A 13656-nucleotide genomic window follows, 5' to 3' on the forward strand; every position below is an offset into this window, starting at 1 on the left:
TGGGGCGTCCCTCTCAGGAGGGGCGCCCCACCGCCGTTTCTGCAGTGGGCCGAGCTACGGCCTGCCGGTCCGGGTCAGCCGAAGGTGCCGGAGGCCGGCGGCTCGGACGTGGAGGCCTTTGCCGGCTTCGCGTCCGTGGCCTTCGATTCCGTGGCCTTCGCATCCTTGCTGTCCTTGGCCGCCTGTTCGGCCGCCGCGGCCGGGTCCGTCCGCGCGCCCTTGGCGATGTTCTCGCCGCCGCGCGCCTTCCCCCCGCCGTTCTGCGCCCCGAAGGGGTCGGGCCCGTGCACCGCGGTGGAGCCCTCCCACCGGTGCGTTGCCGCCGGCCCCCGCTGGCCGCCGCCCCCGCCGCCGCCGCGCTTGCGGAACGCGCCGCCGAGACCGTTGGCGAGCTGGCCGAGCGCCATGAAGCCATAGGCGAAGTTGGTGCCGGACTGCTGGCCGCCGGAGGAGCTCGCGGAGCCGTTCGAGCCGTGGTCCCCGCCGCCGTCCGTACTGTCCTTCTCTGCGGGCTGTGCGGCTGCCAGCTCCAGGTCCGCGGCGGCCAGTTCGAAGGCCGGCAGCGAGTCGTCGACGGAGCGCTTGAGCCGGTGCCACTCCCCGGCGAACGCCTCGCCCGCCGGGCCCTGCCAGTGGGCCGCGGCGGCGTTGCCGACGTGCCGGTCCAGCTCCTCCACGAGGCCGTCGAGATGTTTGCCCATGTCCCGCCAGCCGGCCGCCGCTTCGTGCAGTGCCTCGGGATTGCGCCGCTCGCTCACTTGACGCTCCGCATCATCTCGACCAGCTCTTCCTCGGCCGCCTGCGCGTTCGCGGCGGTCTCCTTGATGCCGCCGCCGACCTCGGCGAGCCGCTCCTGCAGCAGGAGGAGGGCCTCCTCCGCCTGCTCGTACCGCTCGAGGTGCATGCGGGCCTCCTCGCGGCTGCGGAAACCGTCGTGCAGCGCCTCGGCGTCCGCCCTCCGTCTGAATGCCGCGAGCTGCCGGCTCAGTTCTTCCGCGCGTGTCTCGAAGGTCGCACCGAGCTTGTGCAACTCCTCCGAACTGAGCCGGACTTCGTCGGACATCATTTCTCCCCGAATTGAATAGCAGCTGGCCGCTGTACTTCTTCTCAGGTCTAGCACACCGGCAATAGCGCCGGAGCCCACTGGGGAGCGGCCGCCCGGCGCACTGCGGAATACATACGGAGCAATACCCGGCAATACCGACAACCCCGCCTTGACGCCCTGTTCACACCGGTCATTACACTCGAGGCGCCGGTGCGGCACACGGGGTTTCCGGTGCCGCACACGGGGTGGCTGTGCCACCACGCCACATACTCCAAGGGGGATCCAGATGAGCAATGAGCGGCAGATCGAGGACGAGGACCTGATGGACGTCGCCGCGGACCCGGAGCAGGCGCACCGGCTGCGCAAGGCCCTCAAGACGCTGGCGGACAACCCCAATGTGGGCGGCGGGCTCCAGGAGATGGCCCGGGAGGTGCTCTCCGGTCGGATGGGCATGAAGGACGCCATCGAGACGCCTCGCTACATGGAGGCGCTGGGCGACCGGATGGGCGAGATCCAGCGGGCGGCGGAGAACCAGACGGTGGCGGAGCGCGAGGCCTCGCGCGAGCAGTTCACCAAGTGGCAGCACGAGCAGGAGGAGAAGGAGGCCCAGGAGCGCGCCGAGCGCGACGGCCCCTCCGGCAACATCGTCACCGCGCCGCGGCGCGGCGGCCACGGCCACCGGGGCTGACCCCGCTCTCTTTCTCCCACCCCCCACCATCCCCGGCCTGCATGTTCCGGTTCCGGAACAGCCGGGCCCCGGCGGGCCCGCGCGGCCGCCCCGGATCATAAGATCGAGCAAAGAAAAGCACGGAACGACGCGGCAGTGCGACGCGCCGGATGAACGCAGGAATCCACGGCAGTGGAGGGCGGGATTGATGGGGGACGAGGAAGTCATGAGCGCCTCAGACGAAGGCAACGCCATACGGGCCGCATACGAGCCGCATCCGTTCATCGGCGGCCGTACCGCCGCGCTCCGCGCGCTCGCGGCCTGGCGGATGCGGTGGCCCGGTGCGCCCCGCGTCATCGTGCTCACCGGAAGCCAGGGCAGCGGGTGTTCGCGGCTGCTCCGCGGCTTTCTGATGCTGTGCGATCCCGAGTTCCGCAAGCAGCTGCCGCTGGACGACCTGGATCCGGCGACCGTCCCCCCGGACCTTCCGCCGCCGACCGTGCCGAGCCCCGCCCTCCTCACGGCTGCTCAGTTCCAGTGGCTGATCGCCGACCACTTCGGGCTGCGGGCCACCCGCGCCGTCGACATCTTCACCGAACTGGCCGCGCTCGAGGAGCCGGTGACGATCGTGGTGCCCGATGTCGACAGGGCCGGTCCAGTACGGGGCGCGAACGAGCCGGCCCGCCTCGTACAGGACGTCCTCAAGCCGCTCGCCGCCACCGAAACGGTTCAGCTGCTCGCCGATGTGCCGCGCGAGCTGGCCGCCGAGCTGGCCGGGTCGCTGCAGCCCGGGCAGGCGCAGATCATCGACCTCGACGAGCCCGAGTGGGCCGACCCCGAGGGCCTGCTGCTGCACGCCACGACCGCGCTCGACCCCGACTTCGGGGCGCCCGAGCTCCCGTACACCACCGATCCGGCCGCCCGCCGCGCGCTCGCCGAGGCGATGGCCCGGCGCGCGGGCACCAGCCCGCTGACCGTACAGCTGGCCGTGCAGTCGCTGCTCATGCAGCCCGAAGGCTTCGACCCGGCCGACGAGTCCCAGCTGCCGGCCGACGTCGGCGAGGCGCTGGATCTGCACGCCCGCCGCCTGGGGGCCGAGCCGGAGACGCTGCGGCTGATCCTGGCGCCGCTGGCGTTCGCCGAGGGCAAGGGGCTTCCGGTCGAGCTGCTGAGCATGCTGTCCAGTGCGGTGGCCGGGCGGGACATGAGCCAGGACATCGCGGACGGCATGCTGCTGGCCGCGCCGTTCATCGAACCGGTCGAGGTGGCGGCGGACGCGGACGGGGATTCCGAGGACGCCTCCGCCGGCGGCCGTACGCTGCTGCGCCTGATGCACCCAGGGATCGCCGAGGAGATCCGCGCCGGCCTCCCCGACGTCCGCGAGGCCCAGACCGAGATCGCCATGGCGCTGCTGGAGGCGGTGCCCGAGCAGAACTGGGCGAAGGCCGATCCGTACATCCGCGACCACCTCGCGGCGCACACCCTCGAGGCCGGTCTGCTCCCCCGGCTCCTCACCGATCCGGGCCTGTTCGCGCATGCCGACCCGGTGACGCTGCGGTCCGCCGTGGAGGCCGTACCGCTCGAGAAGCTGGACGCGCCGGGCCATACGTATCTGCGGACCGCTCCGCTGATCACCCGCTCCCAGGCGCCGGTGGACATGCGGGCGGCGATGCTGGAGTCCGCGTTCGTCGAGGACGGGCTGGCCCCGTACGCGGAGGCGCTGCACTCGCTCGGGTTCGCGCTGCCGTGGCGCACCCTGTGGAGCGTGCCGCTCGCCGGGGTGGGCGCGGTGACGACGGGGTCCCTGCCGGCGGAGGGCGCCGAGGAGTCGTCCGGGCCGCGTCAGGTGGCGGCCTTCCTCGTACCGGAGGGCACGCCCGGCTCCCGTCCGGCAGGGGGCGAAGAGGGCGGCCCGGCCGTGCTCCTGCACGACCTGCTGCGGCCCGAGTACGTCGACGCCGACCCGGCGCAGGTGCTGCGGCCCTCGCCGGAGGCGCTGGAGGCCGCGCCGCTCGGCTTCAGCCGGGGTGCCGACTATCTGCGGGTGTGGGCGCGGCAGAGCCAGGAGGTGGTGACGGCGCTGATCTCCGACACCCCGTTCACCGGCGCCGATCTCTCGCCGGACGGCGTCCTCGTCGTCGCCACGGAGCGCGGTGTGACCGCCCGGCAGATCCTCGCGCCCGACCCCGCCGCCGCTTCTGCGGCGGCCGACGTGCCGGCCCAGCGTGCCGGCTCCCCCGACTCCGACGCTTCCACCGGCCTCGAAGGAGACCACTCGTGATCACCCAGGCGCAGGCACACGCCACCGCCGCCCGCTGGCTCAACCCCGAGGGCCACCAGGGCCCGCCGCGCGAGGTGGCCATGCAGGAGTTCGACCTCGGCTGGGTGGTGTGGGCCGTACCGCCGCCTCCGGAGGTCGACCCGCAGACCGGGCAGCGGCGCCCGCCCGCCGAGATCGGCACCGCGTGCGGCGTCGTGGACCGCGCGTCCGGCGAGCTGACGGTCTGGCCGTCCGTACCGGTCGACGAGGTCGTGCGGATGTACCAGCAGAAGCACGGCGCGGGCGCTGCGGCCGCCGCTGCCCAGCCGCCGGTCACCGGCCCCGGCAACACCGCCGTCGCCACCTACAACGACCCCGCCACCGGCGAGGAGACCAGCCTCGTACGGGTCTCGGGCCCCGGCCTGCCGCCCGTCGAGTACCAGGTCTCCGCCGAGCTCCAGCGGCTCGGCGTCCGCGGCGAGGACGTCCGCGCGGTGCACAGCGACCTGCGCCCCGCGCTGCTGCCCGGCGGCTACCCCGGCGACTTCATCTTCCGGGCCTTCCCCAACGCCCAGTTCTCCTGCACCGAGGGCTACGGCATGCGGCCCGAGGAGCGCGCCGAGGGGATCGCCGGGCTGCTGCGGCACGTCGAGATGATGCACCAGATCGCGGGGCAGCAGGCGCCGCCGCGGCCGCACCGGCTGCCGGTGCCGGAGCGCGTCGAGGCCGCGCCGGCCCTGCGCGATGTGGCGCTCGGCAAGCACCTCACGGAGGTGTTCGGCCCCCAGGGTGTGTACCGCCCCGACGCCGACGACACCGCCGCCGCCCCGTTCCCCGACGCCACGAAGAAGACCCTGACCTGGGCAGGCCTGCCGGCCGAGGTCCCGTACTTCTTCACCGCCGACCGGATCGACGCCGCGCCCGCCGGCGGCCTGTTCACCGACGTGGCCACCTCTCTGCGGCAGACGGGGACGGAGGCCCGCGAGGAGACCCTCGAGACCCTGGCCGGCTATGTCCGCTTCGGCAGCGACGGCCTCTACACGATGGCCGTGCAGTGCGTGGCCCCCGAGGACAACCAGAGCCTGATCGGCACCGTCTGGGCGGTCCAGCCGACCTCCGGCGGCGGCCGCTTCGTCAACCGCACCCTCGCCGCGTATCTGCGCTCGCTCGCCCTCCTGGCGACCACCCGGCAGCAGATGCAGGGCCTGGACCCGTACGCGGCGGGCACGGCGGTGGCCGGCTTCCAGGAGCAGATCGCGGCGATCGACTCATGGGCGCTGGACGATGAGGGCAACTGGTGGTCGCTCATCATTGAGCAGATGTGGCACGGATTGTTCTGAGGAAGGTGAGGGGGCTCGGCTGCGGCGTGGGCCCCCGCGCCTGTCTGCCCGTTGCGCGGCGCGGCATTGCGCGGGGTGGGATCAAGACCGCGTGGGGTGGGGTCGGGCCTCATGGCCGGCACCCGCGTCGCGTCAGGGCAGCAGCAACCAGTCCGCGGCCAGCGCCGCCGCCAGGCCGATCCCCAGCATCCAGGTACCCAGCCGGGTACGCCCGTTCCGGCTGAGCTCGATCACAATGCCGCAGAGCACCAGCGCCGCTCCGTACACCCCGACCACCAGCACCGATGTACGGGACGCCAGCCGGATCACCAGCACCAGCGCCATCGCGCCCATCAGGACCGAGGCCAGGACGATGCGTATTCGCCGCGCCTGACGAGGTGTCAGCCCTGCGTGATCCTCGGAAAATGACTGCTCATCGGCGGGTGCGTCCATGAGCCGGAATGCTACGGGACCGTTGATCGTCTGTGGGCAGGGATGCCGGGTCTTGCCCAAGTCATGGCGCTTCGGGTGAGGTTTGACGACCGGACGGGCCGTACGCCCCGACGCCGTCAACCTACTGCGCTCACCCTTACGGTCGCCTCCACAACGCACGCCGTTGACGTCGAGCCCCTTGATCAGGCGGGCACCAGCGGCCGTCCAGGCCTTCCCGGAGGCTCACGAAGCGCCGCACCCGTCAGCCCAATTTCCCACAATCCAGGCGAAGTCGAACCGGCATCGACCTGAACCACGACGGCGAAATGAACGCCGCCCCCGCCCCCACTCCCCCTTGGCATGCCCGCGTCCAGATTGCCCAATATGGGACTATAAGACGTGTCGCATGTGACGCAGGACACTGCAATAAACGGGGGCAGCTATGGCAGGCAAGGCCTTTGACGTCGATCCCGACGTACTGAGGGCTCAAGGCGATGCGTTCGCCACCATCGGCAGCGACTTCTCCAAGGCAGCGAAAAGGCTGCAGGACGACCTCGACGCCCTCAAAGACCCCTGGGCCGAATGCGACTTCGGCGTCGTCTTCGAGACGGTCTACACCCCCATCTCCCAGGGCATGTTCACCTCGATGGAATCCCTCGGCAAACGCCTCGAGGACATCGGCGAAAAACTCCAGACCATGGCGCGGACATACGCCGACTCCGACCAGCAGGGCATGCACACCATAAGCGCCGTAGGCCGCCCACAGGTCTGATACACGCCTCCGCCCCCAGCCGAGGCAAGCGCACTCACAGCACCACCTCGCTCAGCCCTCTCTTCACTACCTCTCTTCTCCACCCCCTCTCTCTCCATTTCTCCTTCTCCACCTCTCCTTCTCCATTCCGCTCGGTAATGGATACCACTGCACGGGGGACGATCACTGTGTCACTGACGCTGCCGGGTGAGGTCAGCTGGGTTCTGGATCTCCTGGGCTTCAACTGGCCGGGTGCCGACGAGGACAAGCTCTTTGAAGCGGCCTCGATCTGGCGCACCTTCGCCTCTCAGGTGAACCAGTCGCTCTCCCAAGGCTCGACCGCTGCGAATGAAGTCGTCGCCGCCAACTCGGGCGACGCGATCGACGGCTTTTCCGAGGAGTGGGGCGCTTTCTCCGGCGGCGCCGGCAGCGGCGACAACTACCTCCGCGACGCCGCCGCGGCGGCCGAAGTGATCGCCCTGGCCTTCGATGCGGCGGCACTTGCCGTTATCGCAGGCAAAGTCGCCGTCATCGTCCAACTCGTCATTCTCGCCGCCGAAATCATCGCCGCGCAGGCCTCCGCGCCTTTCACGCTCGGCCTCTCCGAACTCGGCGCGGCAGGCGCCACTCAGGCGACCCGGCTGATCGTCCGCAGACTCCTCGACCAGCTCAAGCGCGAGGTGATGGAGGCGGCAACCAAGGCGATGGAACACGCCACCATGGATGCCATCAAGAACATGGCCAAGAAGGCGGTCTCCAAGGAAGCCCGCAAAATGGCGATGGATTACGTCAAGACGACGGTCAAGAACGAGGTCAAGGACAAGGCGGTCACCGCCGCCAAGGATTCGGCCAGGGAATTCGCCATGGACACCGTGGTCGGCGGGGCCAAGGAAAAGGCGGCCGAAGCGGGCAAGGAGATGGCCAACAACGTCGTCGAGCAGGGCATCGAGAGTCACTTCGGCGCGCGCGACGGAATCGACTGGGGCGAAACCGCCGACATCGCCAAGGAAAAGGCCGGCGAATACGTCGAGGACGTCAAGAAGGACGCCGAGGACCGCCTCAACGAGTACAAGGACGGCGTCACCAGCCTGGCCGACCCCACCACGTACACGGACCGCGCCCGGAGCGACCTCGAAGCCCACGCCCAACGCCAGGCGAACCGCCACACGGGCGGCGCGGCCGGCCGGCATCAAGAGGTTGCGGACGATGTGCGGTCGGTCTTTGGGTAACCGCCGGGACGTCACACGGCTTTGGGCCCGCGCATCGCGTCTTCTGCCCCAGCACGGGGAACCCCTCACCGAATGAAACCCCATAAATGCAGCAGGGCCCGCAGTCCAAGGACTGCGGGCCCATACAAACCGGCGAACGACTGCTTTCAACCAACCGTCTGCCAGCGCCTCAACGGACAGTAATCTCTTACTGCCTCGGCGCCTGGTTGGGCGGGGGCGGCGGCTGCTGACCCGGCGCTGTGGGGTACTGCTGGTAAGGCGAACCCTGCTGCTGCGACGGGAAGTAGCCACCGGGGACGCCGGGACCACCCGGACCACCGGGACCGCCAGACGGCGGACCGTTCTGACGCTTCTTGCGCAGCACGACAATCAGGACGATGACTCCGACGACCACGAGAACGCCCAGAATGCCACCGACGATGGGCAGCATCGAATTGCTACTGCTCTTCTGCGGCTCCGTGGCGTCCGAGTTGTCGGACGGCTTCATGATGTCGCTGCCACCCTCGTCCGCGTTGGGGGACTTGAGGGGGCCGTTCTTGGCGCCGGGGGGAATGTTGGCGGTCAGGGCCTTGTAGGGGTCAATGGCACCGTAGCCGTAGTGGGCATCCGGGGTCTTGCCCGTCCCGGCGCCCGACGGCATCTTCGCGGTCTTCGTCAGACGATTCGCGATCTGGCCGGCGGTCAGGTCCGGGAACTTGGCGCGGAGGAGAGCGGCGGCGCCGGAGACGTAGGCCGTGGCGTCGGAAGTGCCCTTTGTCCACTGATATGGCTCGACCACACCTGCCGATCGGATCTGGGCGCCAGGAGCACCGAGAAGGGTATGGGGGCCGTAATTGGAATCCTCCCAGGCCTTTCCGTCTTTACGGACCGCGCCTACGGCGAGAACGCCGGGTTCAGCCGAAGGATAGTTGAGATTCCCCGAACCACTGTTGCCTGTAGCGGCAATCAGGAGGACGTCCTTCTTGGCGGCATAAGAAATTGCCTGCTTTTCATCGCTACTCAGGACGCTATATCCACCAAATGACATGTTCACAACCTTTGCGCCATGATCAACGGCATACCGCAAAGGTTTCGCCAGCGAGTTTGTGAGCGATTCGCCGTCAGAATCCCAGTTTTTGATGGCGAGAATCTTTGCGTCCGGCGCAATCCCCTTGAGGCCTTCAGAACCCCCCGCCCCATGTCCATGCGCGGCAATGATCGAAGCCATGGATGTCCCATGCTCGTTCTTCGATTCCTGGTCCGCCGGATCGCCAGTGGAAAAATTCTTGCCGGGAAGTACGCTACCCTTCAGGTCCGAATGGCTCCCGTTAATGCCGTTGTCAATGACGGCTACGATAATGCCCTTTCCGGTCGAAACCTTCCAGGCCTCACTCATTTTCAAAGAGCCCAGAGCCCATTGGTCATTTCTGACTTGGTCTGCCGAAGCAACCGGCGCAGTGCCGAAGAGCAGTGCTCCAGCCACTGCTGCGCCGCCCACCGCACGCAGCGTCCGTGTGAAGCTCATGCCGTAACACCTCTCCTTAGCAGGATGGGGCCCGCAGCCCGAAGACTGCGGGCCCCGTCTCGTCTCCGCTGATTGCTTGTCCGGCAGGACCCTACTCGATGACCTTGGGCGCCACGTTACGCTCCGGCGTCCACGTCTCCTCGTCTTCCACGAGGTAGTCGGGACGCTCTCCGTTCTCGCCCTTGTCCTTGTCCTTGGCGCCATGAGCACCGGGCGCACCGGCCATGCCCATCGGGCGACGGCCCCCAGCACCGCCCGTCTGCGACCCGCCACGACTGCGGTGCAGACCGGAACCGCCCTGCGAGCCACTGCCCGCCTTGCCGCCAGCGGCTCCGACGACTCCGCCCTTCTGCCGCGCCAGCCCGCCACCGCGCCCAGCGCCAGCGCCCTTGGCACCCGCACCGCCGGGGCGACCGCCCGCCATACCGCCCATGCCGGGCATTCCGGTTCGGCCGGCGCGAGCTCCGCCGGGACCAGTGCCGCCGCGGCCCCCCATCTGAGTGCCGGGCACACCAGGCATACCCGGACCGGTCCCTGGCCCGGATGGGCCATGGCTACCGTTCGTGGGGATGTTGGCACCGCCGCCGCCGGGGCCGGTGGTGCTCGGCCCGAGATTGCTGTTGCCACCACCGGACGGGAAGCTGTCCAGGCCGGCGGTGCCGCCGCTGCCGATGCTGGGCATGTGAGCGGACTTAGCAGGCGGCGTGTTGGCGAAACCTCCGGAGACACCGTCATGCCGCGGGCCCTCCAGCGCACCCGGCGATGTGTAGCCACCGCCGTTTGCACCGGGGAGCTTGGAGTGCGACGACCCCTTCGGCGGGTTCATCACGCTGTCCGGCATGGGAACGAAGGGGGGCGGAGCCGGAGTGTCGTCCCGCGGCGGAACGTCCTTCTCCCCCAGGCCGCCCCCCGGCGGCTTCCCAATAGCCGCCACATTCGACTTATAGGACGACCCCAGATACTCCATGATGATGGCAGTCTGAAGCTGGCGTTCCTTGCCCTCGGACAGTTCCTCGGCGTGGTCGTTGAGGACGTCCTCGGTCGACTTGCCGGTTGCCAGATCAAGATTGGCCTTGGAGTCGTCCCGGCCACCCTTCGCGCCCAACGTGACAACCTTCAGAGCACCGTTTCCGATGGCGTCGCTGCCGCTCTCCCCCGCCGTCGGCTTCTGCATGTCGCCGACCTTTTTCTGGTAGTCACGCAGTGAGGTCTCGACGCCACCCATGACCTGATGCATGTTGGATGCATAAGGCCCCGAGTTGCGGATGTTCTCGCTGATCGCCTTGGCCGCCTTGCGGAACCCCTCAGCAGCCTTACCGCGCCAGTGTTCGAGAACCTCATCAATCGCATCGTCGAACTCCTTCCGGAGTCCACCGCTGCCGTCCGAGCCGACCAGGGTGTCGTGCATCCACTTCCAGCCCTCGGCCACATCCCCGACCGTCTTCGGGTTGGCGTTGGCCACCATGGACTTGAGCTGGTCCATGTCGTAGCGGTAGAACTCCGTCTCGTGCTTTGCGTAGAAGCAGCCCTTGTCGGTGATCGCTCCGCCTTTGTCGCCCACGACTACTTCCCTCCGGGGTTCAGAGCGTTGGTGACGTCGTATTCGCGGTCGTGATACGCGTCCTTCGTCTTCTTCGTCTTCTCACTCAGGTCATGGATGAGGTCCTGAAGGAGTTTGAGGATGTTGTCCTCGATGTACGCCTTCATTTGGTCGTGCGCAAGGTTCAGTTCGTTCTCTTCCTTGAAGCCCTGCCCGAGGGTCCCCTTCGGAAGATAGGTGCTGTGCCCTGTCTTGCTCTTCGCCTGCTCCATGGACCTGAGTACGCCATTGAGCTTGCGCCCCACCGTGTCCAGGGCCTCGAGATCGACGAAGTACTCTTCGCTGCTGCCCATGCTTACCCTCCCCGTGTGTTCAGTGAGTTCTTCCGTCGCCAGTCGCGGAGCGCGATGGCCGAGCCGGCTACCGCTCCGACGGCGAAGATTCCGCCGCCGAGGATGTAGACGGCAATGCGGGATCGCCGGTCCTCTGCGCTTTCACCCAAGGACACAGAGACCGGTTGGATGTTGAGGCCGGCGGCGTTGTCCGCCCTTTTGTCGGGCTTGGGCTCGCCGGTGGGCCGCTCGTTGTCGTTGAGGGCCGCTACCGGGTCGATAACGCCCCAGCCGATGAAGATGTCACGGTTCCTTTTGACGCGCTCCGCGGTCTTTTCCAGGTGCCAGATGACTTCCTCGGGCTTCCATTTGCCGCCAGGCTCATCGTGCTTGTGCTTCGCGATGAGGAGGGCCGCGGCGCCCGCGGCGTACGGTGCGGCGAAGCTGGTGCCCTGGTCGACGCAGTTACCGCCGTCGGGGACGGTGGAGACCATGCTGACGCCGGGAGCAGCGATATTGACGAACGCTCCGGACTGGGAGAAGGGCGCGCGCTCGTTGTTGCGGTCAGAGGCGGCCACAGCCAGAACGTTGGAGTGGTACTCGGAATAGGCGGCGGGCCACATGTTCTTCTCGCCGCCGTCGGCGCCGCCGTTGCCCGCCGAGGCGACGATCAGAACTCCGTTGTCTTCGGCGTTTTTCACCGCCGCCTCAAGGGGGACAAGACGGTCCCTGCTGGCGTCGGTGCCCTGGGAGATGTTGATGACGTCGACGTGCTGGGCGACCGCCTTGTCAATGGCCTTGGCGAGGTCGTTGGCCGTGCTGCCCTTTTCCGAGTTGGTCGTCTTGAACGGGACGATCGTCGCTCCGGGCGCGATGCCGGTGAAACCGGAGCCCTCCATAGGCCGGGCGGCGATGATGCCCGCAACCTTGGTGCCGTGACCGACCTGGTCCTGGTACGGCTTGCCACCACCGGCGATGGACAGGCCGCCACCGGAGCCGAACGCACTCGCGAGCTGCTTGTTGTCCTTGTCAACACCCGTGTCGACGACGGCGACCTTGACGCCCTGGCCCTGCTCTTTCTTGCTCGGCCACAACTGAGTGGTCAGGAGGCGCTGGAGGGACCAGGGGGTCTCTCTGATGTTGTTGGTGTTGAACTTGCACTCGCCACTGTTGAGCGGCACGTTCTCGTCCGCGACTGCCGGCGCCGCGGTGGCGCAGGACAGGCCTGCGACGCAGGCTGCCGTGACCAGTGCACCCGCCGCTCGTCGGCGGTGCCCGGCTCGGGGTCCAATGGCGCGAGATCCCACGGGTTGTCTGCTCTCCATCTTTGGCGGAACGGTCGGGAACGAGGGGTGAGGGAAGGGAAGAGAAGGGGGGAAGTGCGGAGGAATTGGGGCAGAGGCTGCCTTACGCAGGTGGACGGCAGAAGGGCGAGCGCACTGGTGCAGCGCGCTCGCCCTCATTGACCACTGTGCGAGCCGTGGGGGCTGCTCAGCCGTTTGCCGTTCAACCTGCGATAGGTCAGCCGCCCCAGATGCTGGCGTTCTTCGACTCAGTGCTCTGGTAGTTCTGAGCGGCCTGGTCGAGCGCCTTGGCGATGGACTCGAGCGTCGAGTGCAGGGATGCGGCGCGCTGGTCCCACTCGCGCTGGCGGGCCTGGTAGCCCTCCTGCGCCGAGCCTTCCCAGCTCGCGGCGATCTTCTTGACGCCCGACTCGAGGTCGTCGAGCTGCTGGCGGATGCGGTTGGCCGTCTGACGCACGTCAGAACTTGCCTGCTGGATCGTCGCAAAATTGACGAGAACCTGGCCGGACATGGCTTCTCCTCAGAAGTTGTTGAAGCTTGGTCGATTCACAAGCCGCAGCGGGGCCGACAGGTCGGCCGGCGCTGCGGCGAGGCCGGTGCGCCGCGGGAGGCGGCGCGGCCTCATCATCCGAACGGGGAGTCCGCCGATGCGGTGACGTGCGACATCGACTGCGCCTGCTCATCTTCGGAGGCGGAGTAGTTCTTCGTGGTCTGGTCGATCGCTTCCTTGATCTCGGCCAGAAGCTGGTTGATCCGCTTCGCGTCGTCGTTCACCTTCGACTGAAGCTGGTTGTACGAGCTGGCCGCAGCGCCCTTCCACCCGGACGTGATGTTGTCGACGACCTGGTTCAGGTGCCTGATCTCACCCTCGATCGACTGATTGACCGTGGAGATCCGTCCGCTGAACTGGACCATCTCCTCTTCAGTGGTTGTGTACTGCTGACCAGCCATAGTCAACGTCCCCCATGAGACTTGTCCGTCGACCGCGCGGCACCGGCGACGACGCTGCGCGGTTGGCATCTCCTGTTGATGCCTTCCGCCACATTACCCACTCCACACGCCTGTTCCCAACAGGGGGCGGGCACTTGTGACGGGATCACAACATTGTCAACTACCCGTCACCGAAGCGTTGTTCGCAACAATCGGGCATATAGGGCGGTATCGGATGGTGGATATGGCGGGAGGCGCACCCGGAAGCGGCGCGGCAGGTCGGGGCGGGTGCGGCGGAGCACCATCACACAGAGGTTGACCACGGCCATGATGGCCAGAGTGC

General features: G+C 68.0%; 14 protein-coding genes. 5 read left to right on the forward strand and 9 right to left on the reverse strand.

The features are described 5' to 3' along the window. Positions 1–74: 74 nt before the first annotated feature. Complete coding sequence (locus AB0D04_RS33815; protein ID WP_362711180.1) at positions 75–758, reverse strand: WXG100 family type VII secretion target; 684 nt, start codon at positions 756–758, stop codon at positions 75–77. Further along, positions 755–1063: a hypothetical protein gene (locus AB0D04_RS33820; RefSeq protein ID WP_362711182.1), complete on the reverse strand. Its 309-nt coding sequence runs from the start codon at positions 1061–1063 to the stop codon at positions 755–757. The genes AB0D04_RS33815 and AB0D04_RS33820 overlap by 4 nt, the downstream gene beginning before the upstream one ends. Before the next feature lie 268 nt (positions 1064–1331). On the opposite strand from AB0D04_RS33820, the gene AB0D04_RS33825 reads away from it, so the two are divergent. The 3 genes from AB0D04_RS33825 (at position 1332) to AB0D04_RS33835 (ending at position 5312) form a co-directional block, all read left to right on the forward strand. Further along, positions 1332–1733 (forward strand): hypothetical protein, encoded by a 402-nt coding sequence (locus AB0D04_RS33825; protein ID WP_362711184.1) that lies wholly within the window; start codon positions 1332–1334, stop codon positions 1731–1733. 205 nt (positions 1734–1938) lie between these two features. Then, a complete protein-coding gene (locus AB0D04_RS33830; RefSeq protein ID WP_362711186.1) occupies positions 1939–3993 on the forward strand; it encodes an ATP-binding protein in 2055 nt (684 codons plus the stop codon). Further along, positions 3990–5312, forward strand: coding sequence for an SUKH-4 family immunity protein (locus AB0D04_RS33835; RefSeq protein ID WP_362711188.1), 1323 nt, complete (start codon positions 3990–3992; stop codon positions 5310–5312). The genes AB0D04_RS33830 and AB0D04_RS33835 overlap by 4 nt, the downstream gene beginning before the upstream one ends. Before the next feature lie 132 nt (positions 5313–5444). Here AB0D04_RS33835 and AB0D04_RS33840 read toward each other — a convergent pair whose 3' ends face one another. Beyond that, a complete protein-coding gene (locus AB0D04_RS33840) occupies positions 5445–5744 on the reverse strand; it encodes a hypothetical protein (RefSeq protein WP_362711190.1) in 300 nt (99 codons plus the stop codon). Between the two features lie 421 nt (positions 5745–6165). On the opposite strand from AB0D04_RS33840, the gene AB0D04_RS33845 reads away from it, so the two are divergent. Together AB0D04_RS33845 and AB0D04_RS33850 are read left to right on the forward strand one after the other, a co-directional pair. Then, positions 6166–6495 carry a hypothetical protein gene (locus AB0D04_RS33845; protein WP_362711192.1) on the forward strand — a complete coding sequence of 110 codons (330 nt, stop codon included), beginning with the start codon at positions 6166–6168 and terminating at the stop codon, positions 6493–6495. 137 nt (positions 6496–6632) lie between these two features. Beyond that, positions 6633–7703: a PE-PGRS family protein gene (locus AB0D04_RS33850; RefSeq protein WP_362711193.1), complete on the forward strand. Its 1071-nt coding sequence runs from the start codon at positions 6633–6635 to the stop codon at positions 7701–7703. A gap of 187 nt (positions 7704–7890) precedes the next feature. Here the strand turns inward: AB0D04_RS33850 and AB0D04_RS33855 are convergent, their stop codons facing one another. The 6 genes from AB0D04_RS33855 to AB0D04_RS33880 all read right to left on the reverse strand — a co-directional run bounded on the left by AB0D04_RS33855 (position 7891) and on the right by AB0D04_RS33880 (position 13334). Then, on the reverse strand, positions 7891–9207 hold the full coding sequence (locus AB0D04_RS33855; protein WP_362711195.1) for a S8 family serine peptidase: 1317 nt from the start codon (positions 9205–9207) through the stop codon (positions 7891–7893). Between the two features lie 91 nt (positions 9208–9298). After that, a complete protein-coding gene (locus tag AB0D04_RS33860) occupies positions 9299–10768 on the reverse strand; it encodes a hypothetical protein (protein ID WP_362711197.1) in 1470 nt (489 codons plus the stop codon). A gap of 2 nt (positions 10769–10770) precedes the next feature. Next, positions 10771–11100 carry a hypothetical protein gene (locus AB0D04_RS33865; protein WP_362711199.1) on the reverse strand — a complete coding sequence of 110 codons (330 nt, stop codon included), beginning with the start codon at positions 11098–11100 and terminating at the stop codon, positions 10771–10773. A gap of 2 nt (positions 11101–11102) precedes the next feature. Further along, positions 11103–12173 (reverse strand): S8 family serine peptidase, encoded by a 1071-nt coding sequence (locus AB0D04_RS33870; RefSeq protein ID WP_362711201.1) that lies wholly within the window; start codon positions 12171–12173, stop codon positions 11103–11105. Positions 12174–12600: 427 nt separating this feature from the next. Continuing rightward, positions 12601–12894, reverse strand: a complete 294-nt coding sequence (locus AB0D04_RS33875; protein WP_362711203.1) for a WXG100 family type VII secretion target — start codon at positions 12892–12894, stop codon at positions 12601–12603. Positions 12895–13007: 113 nt separating this feature from the next. After that, positions 13008–13334 (reverse strand): WXG100 family type VII secretion target, encoded by a 327-nt coding sequence (locus AB0D04_RS33880; protein ID WP_362711205.1) that lies wholly within the window; start codon positions 13332–13334, stop codon positions 13008–13010. Between the last annotated feature and the right edge of the window lie 322 nt (positions 13335–13656).

The sequence above is a fragment of the Streptomyces sp. NPDC048483 genome (assembly GCF_040651455.1).
Taxonomy (GTDB): domain Bacteria; phylum Actinomycetota; class Actinomycetes; order Streptomycetales; family Streptomycetaceae; genus Streptomyces.

What these genes read in the sequence shown, in the direction of transcription:
- AB0D04_RS33820 (WP_362711182.1), bottom strand. Translation starts at nt 1,063, where the DNA reads ATGTCCGACGAAGTCCGGCTCAGTTCGGAGGAGTTGCACAAGCTCGGT.
- AB0D04_RS33825 (WP_362711184.1), top strand. Translation starts at nt 1,332, where the DNA reads ATGAGCAATGAGCGGCAGATCGAGGACGAGGACCTGATGGACGTCGCC.
- AB0D04_RS33830 (WP_362711186.1), top strand. Translation starts at nt 1,939, where the DNA reads ATGAGCGCCTCAGACGAAGGCAACGCCATACGGGCCGCATACGAGCCG.
- AB0D04_RS33840 (WP_362711190.1), bottom strand. Translation starts at nt 5,744, where the DNA reads ATGGACGCACCCGCCGATGAGCAGTCATTTTCCGAGGATCACGCAGGG.
- AB0D04_RS33845 (WP_362711192.1), top strand. Translation starts at nt 6,166, where the DNA reads ATGGCAGGCAAGGCCTTTGACGTCGATCCCGACGTACTGAGGGCTCAA.
- AB0D04_RS33850 (WP_362711193.1), top strand. Translation starts at nt 6,633, where the DNA reads ATGGATACCACTGCACGGGGGACGATCACTGTGTCACTGACGCTGCCG.
- AB0D04_RS33855 (WP_362711195.1), bottom strand. Translation starts at nt 9,207, where the DNA reads ATGAGCTTCACACGGACGCTGCGTGCGGTGGGCGGCGCAGCAGTGGCT.
- AB0D04_RS33865 (WP_362711199.1), bottom strand. Translation starts at nt 11,100, where the DNA reads ATGGGCAGCAGCGAAGAGTACTTCGTCGATCTCGAGGCCCTGGACACG.
- AB0D04_RS33875 (WP_362711203.1), bottom strand. Translation starts at nt 12,894, where the DNA reads ATGTCCGGCCAGGTTCTCGTCAATTTTGCGACGATCCAGCAGGCAAGT.
- AB0D04_RS33880 (WP_362711205.1), bottom strand. Translation starts at nt 13,334, where the DNA reads ATGGCTGGTCAGCAGTACACAACCACTGAAGAGGAGATGGTCCAGTTC.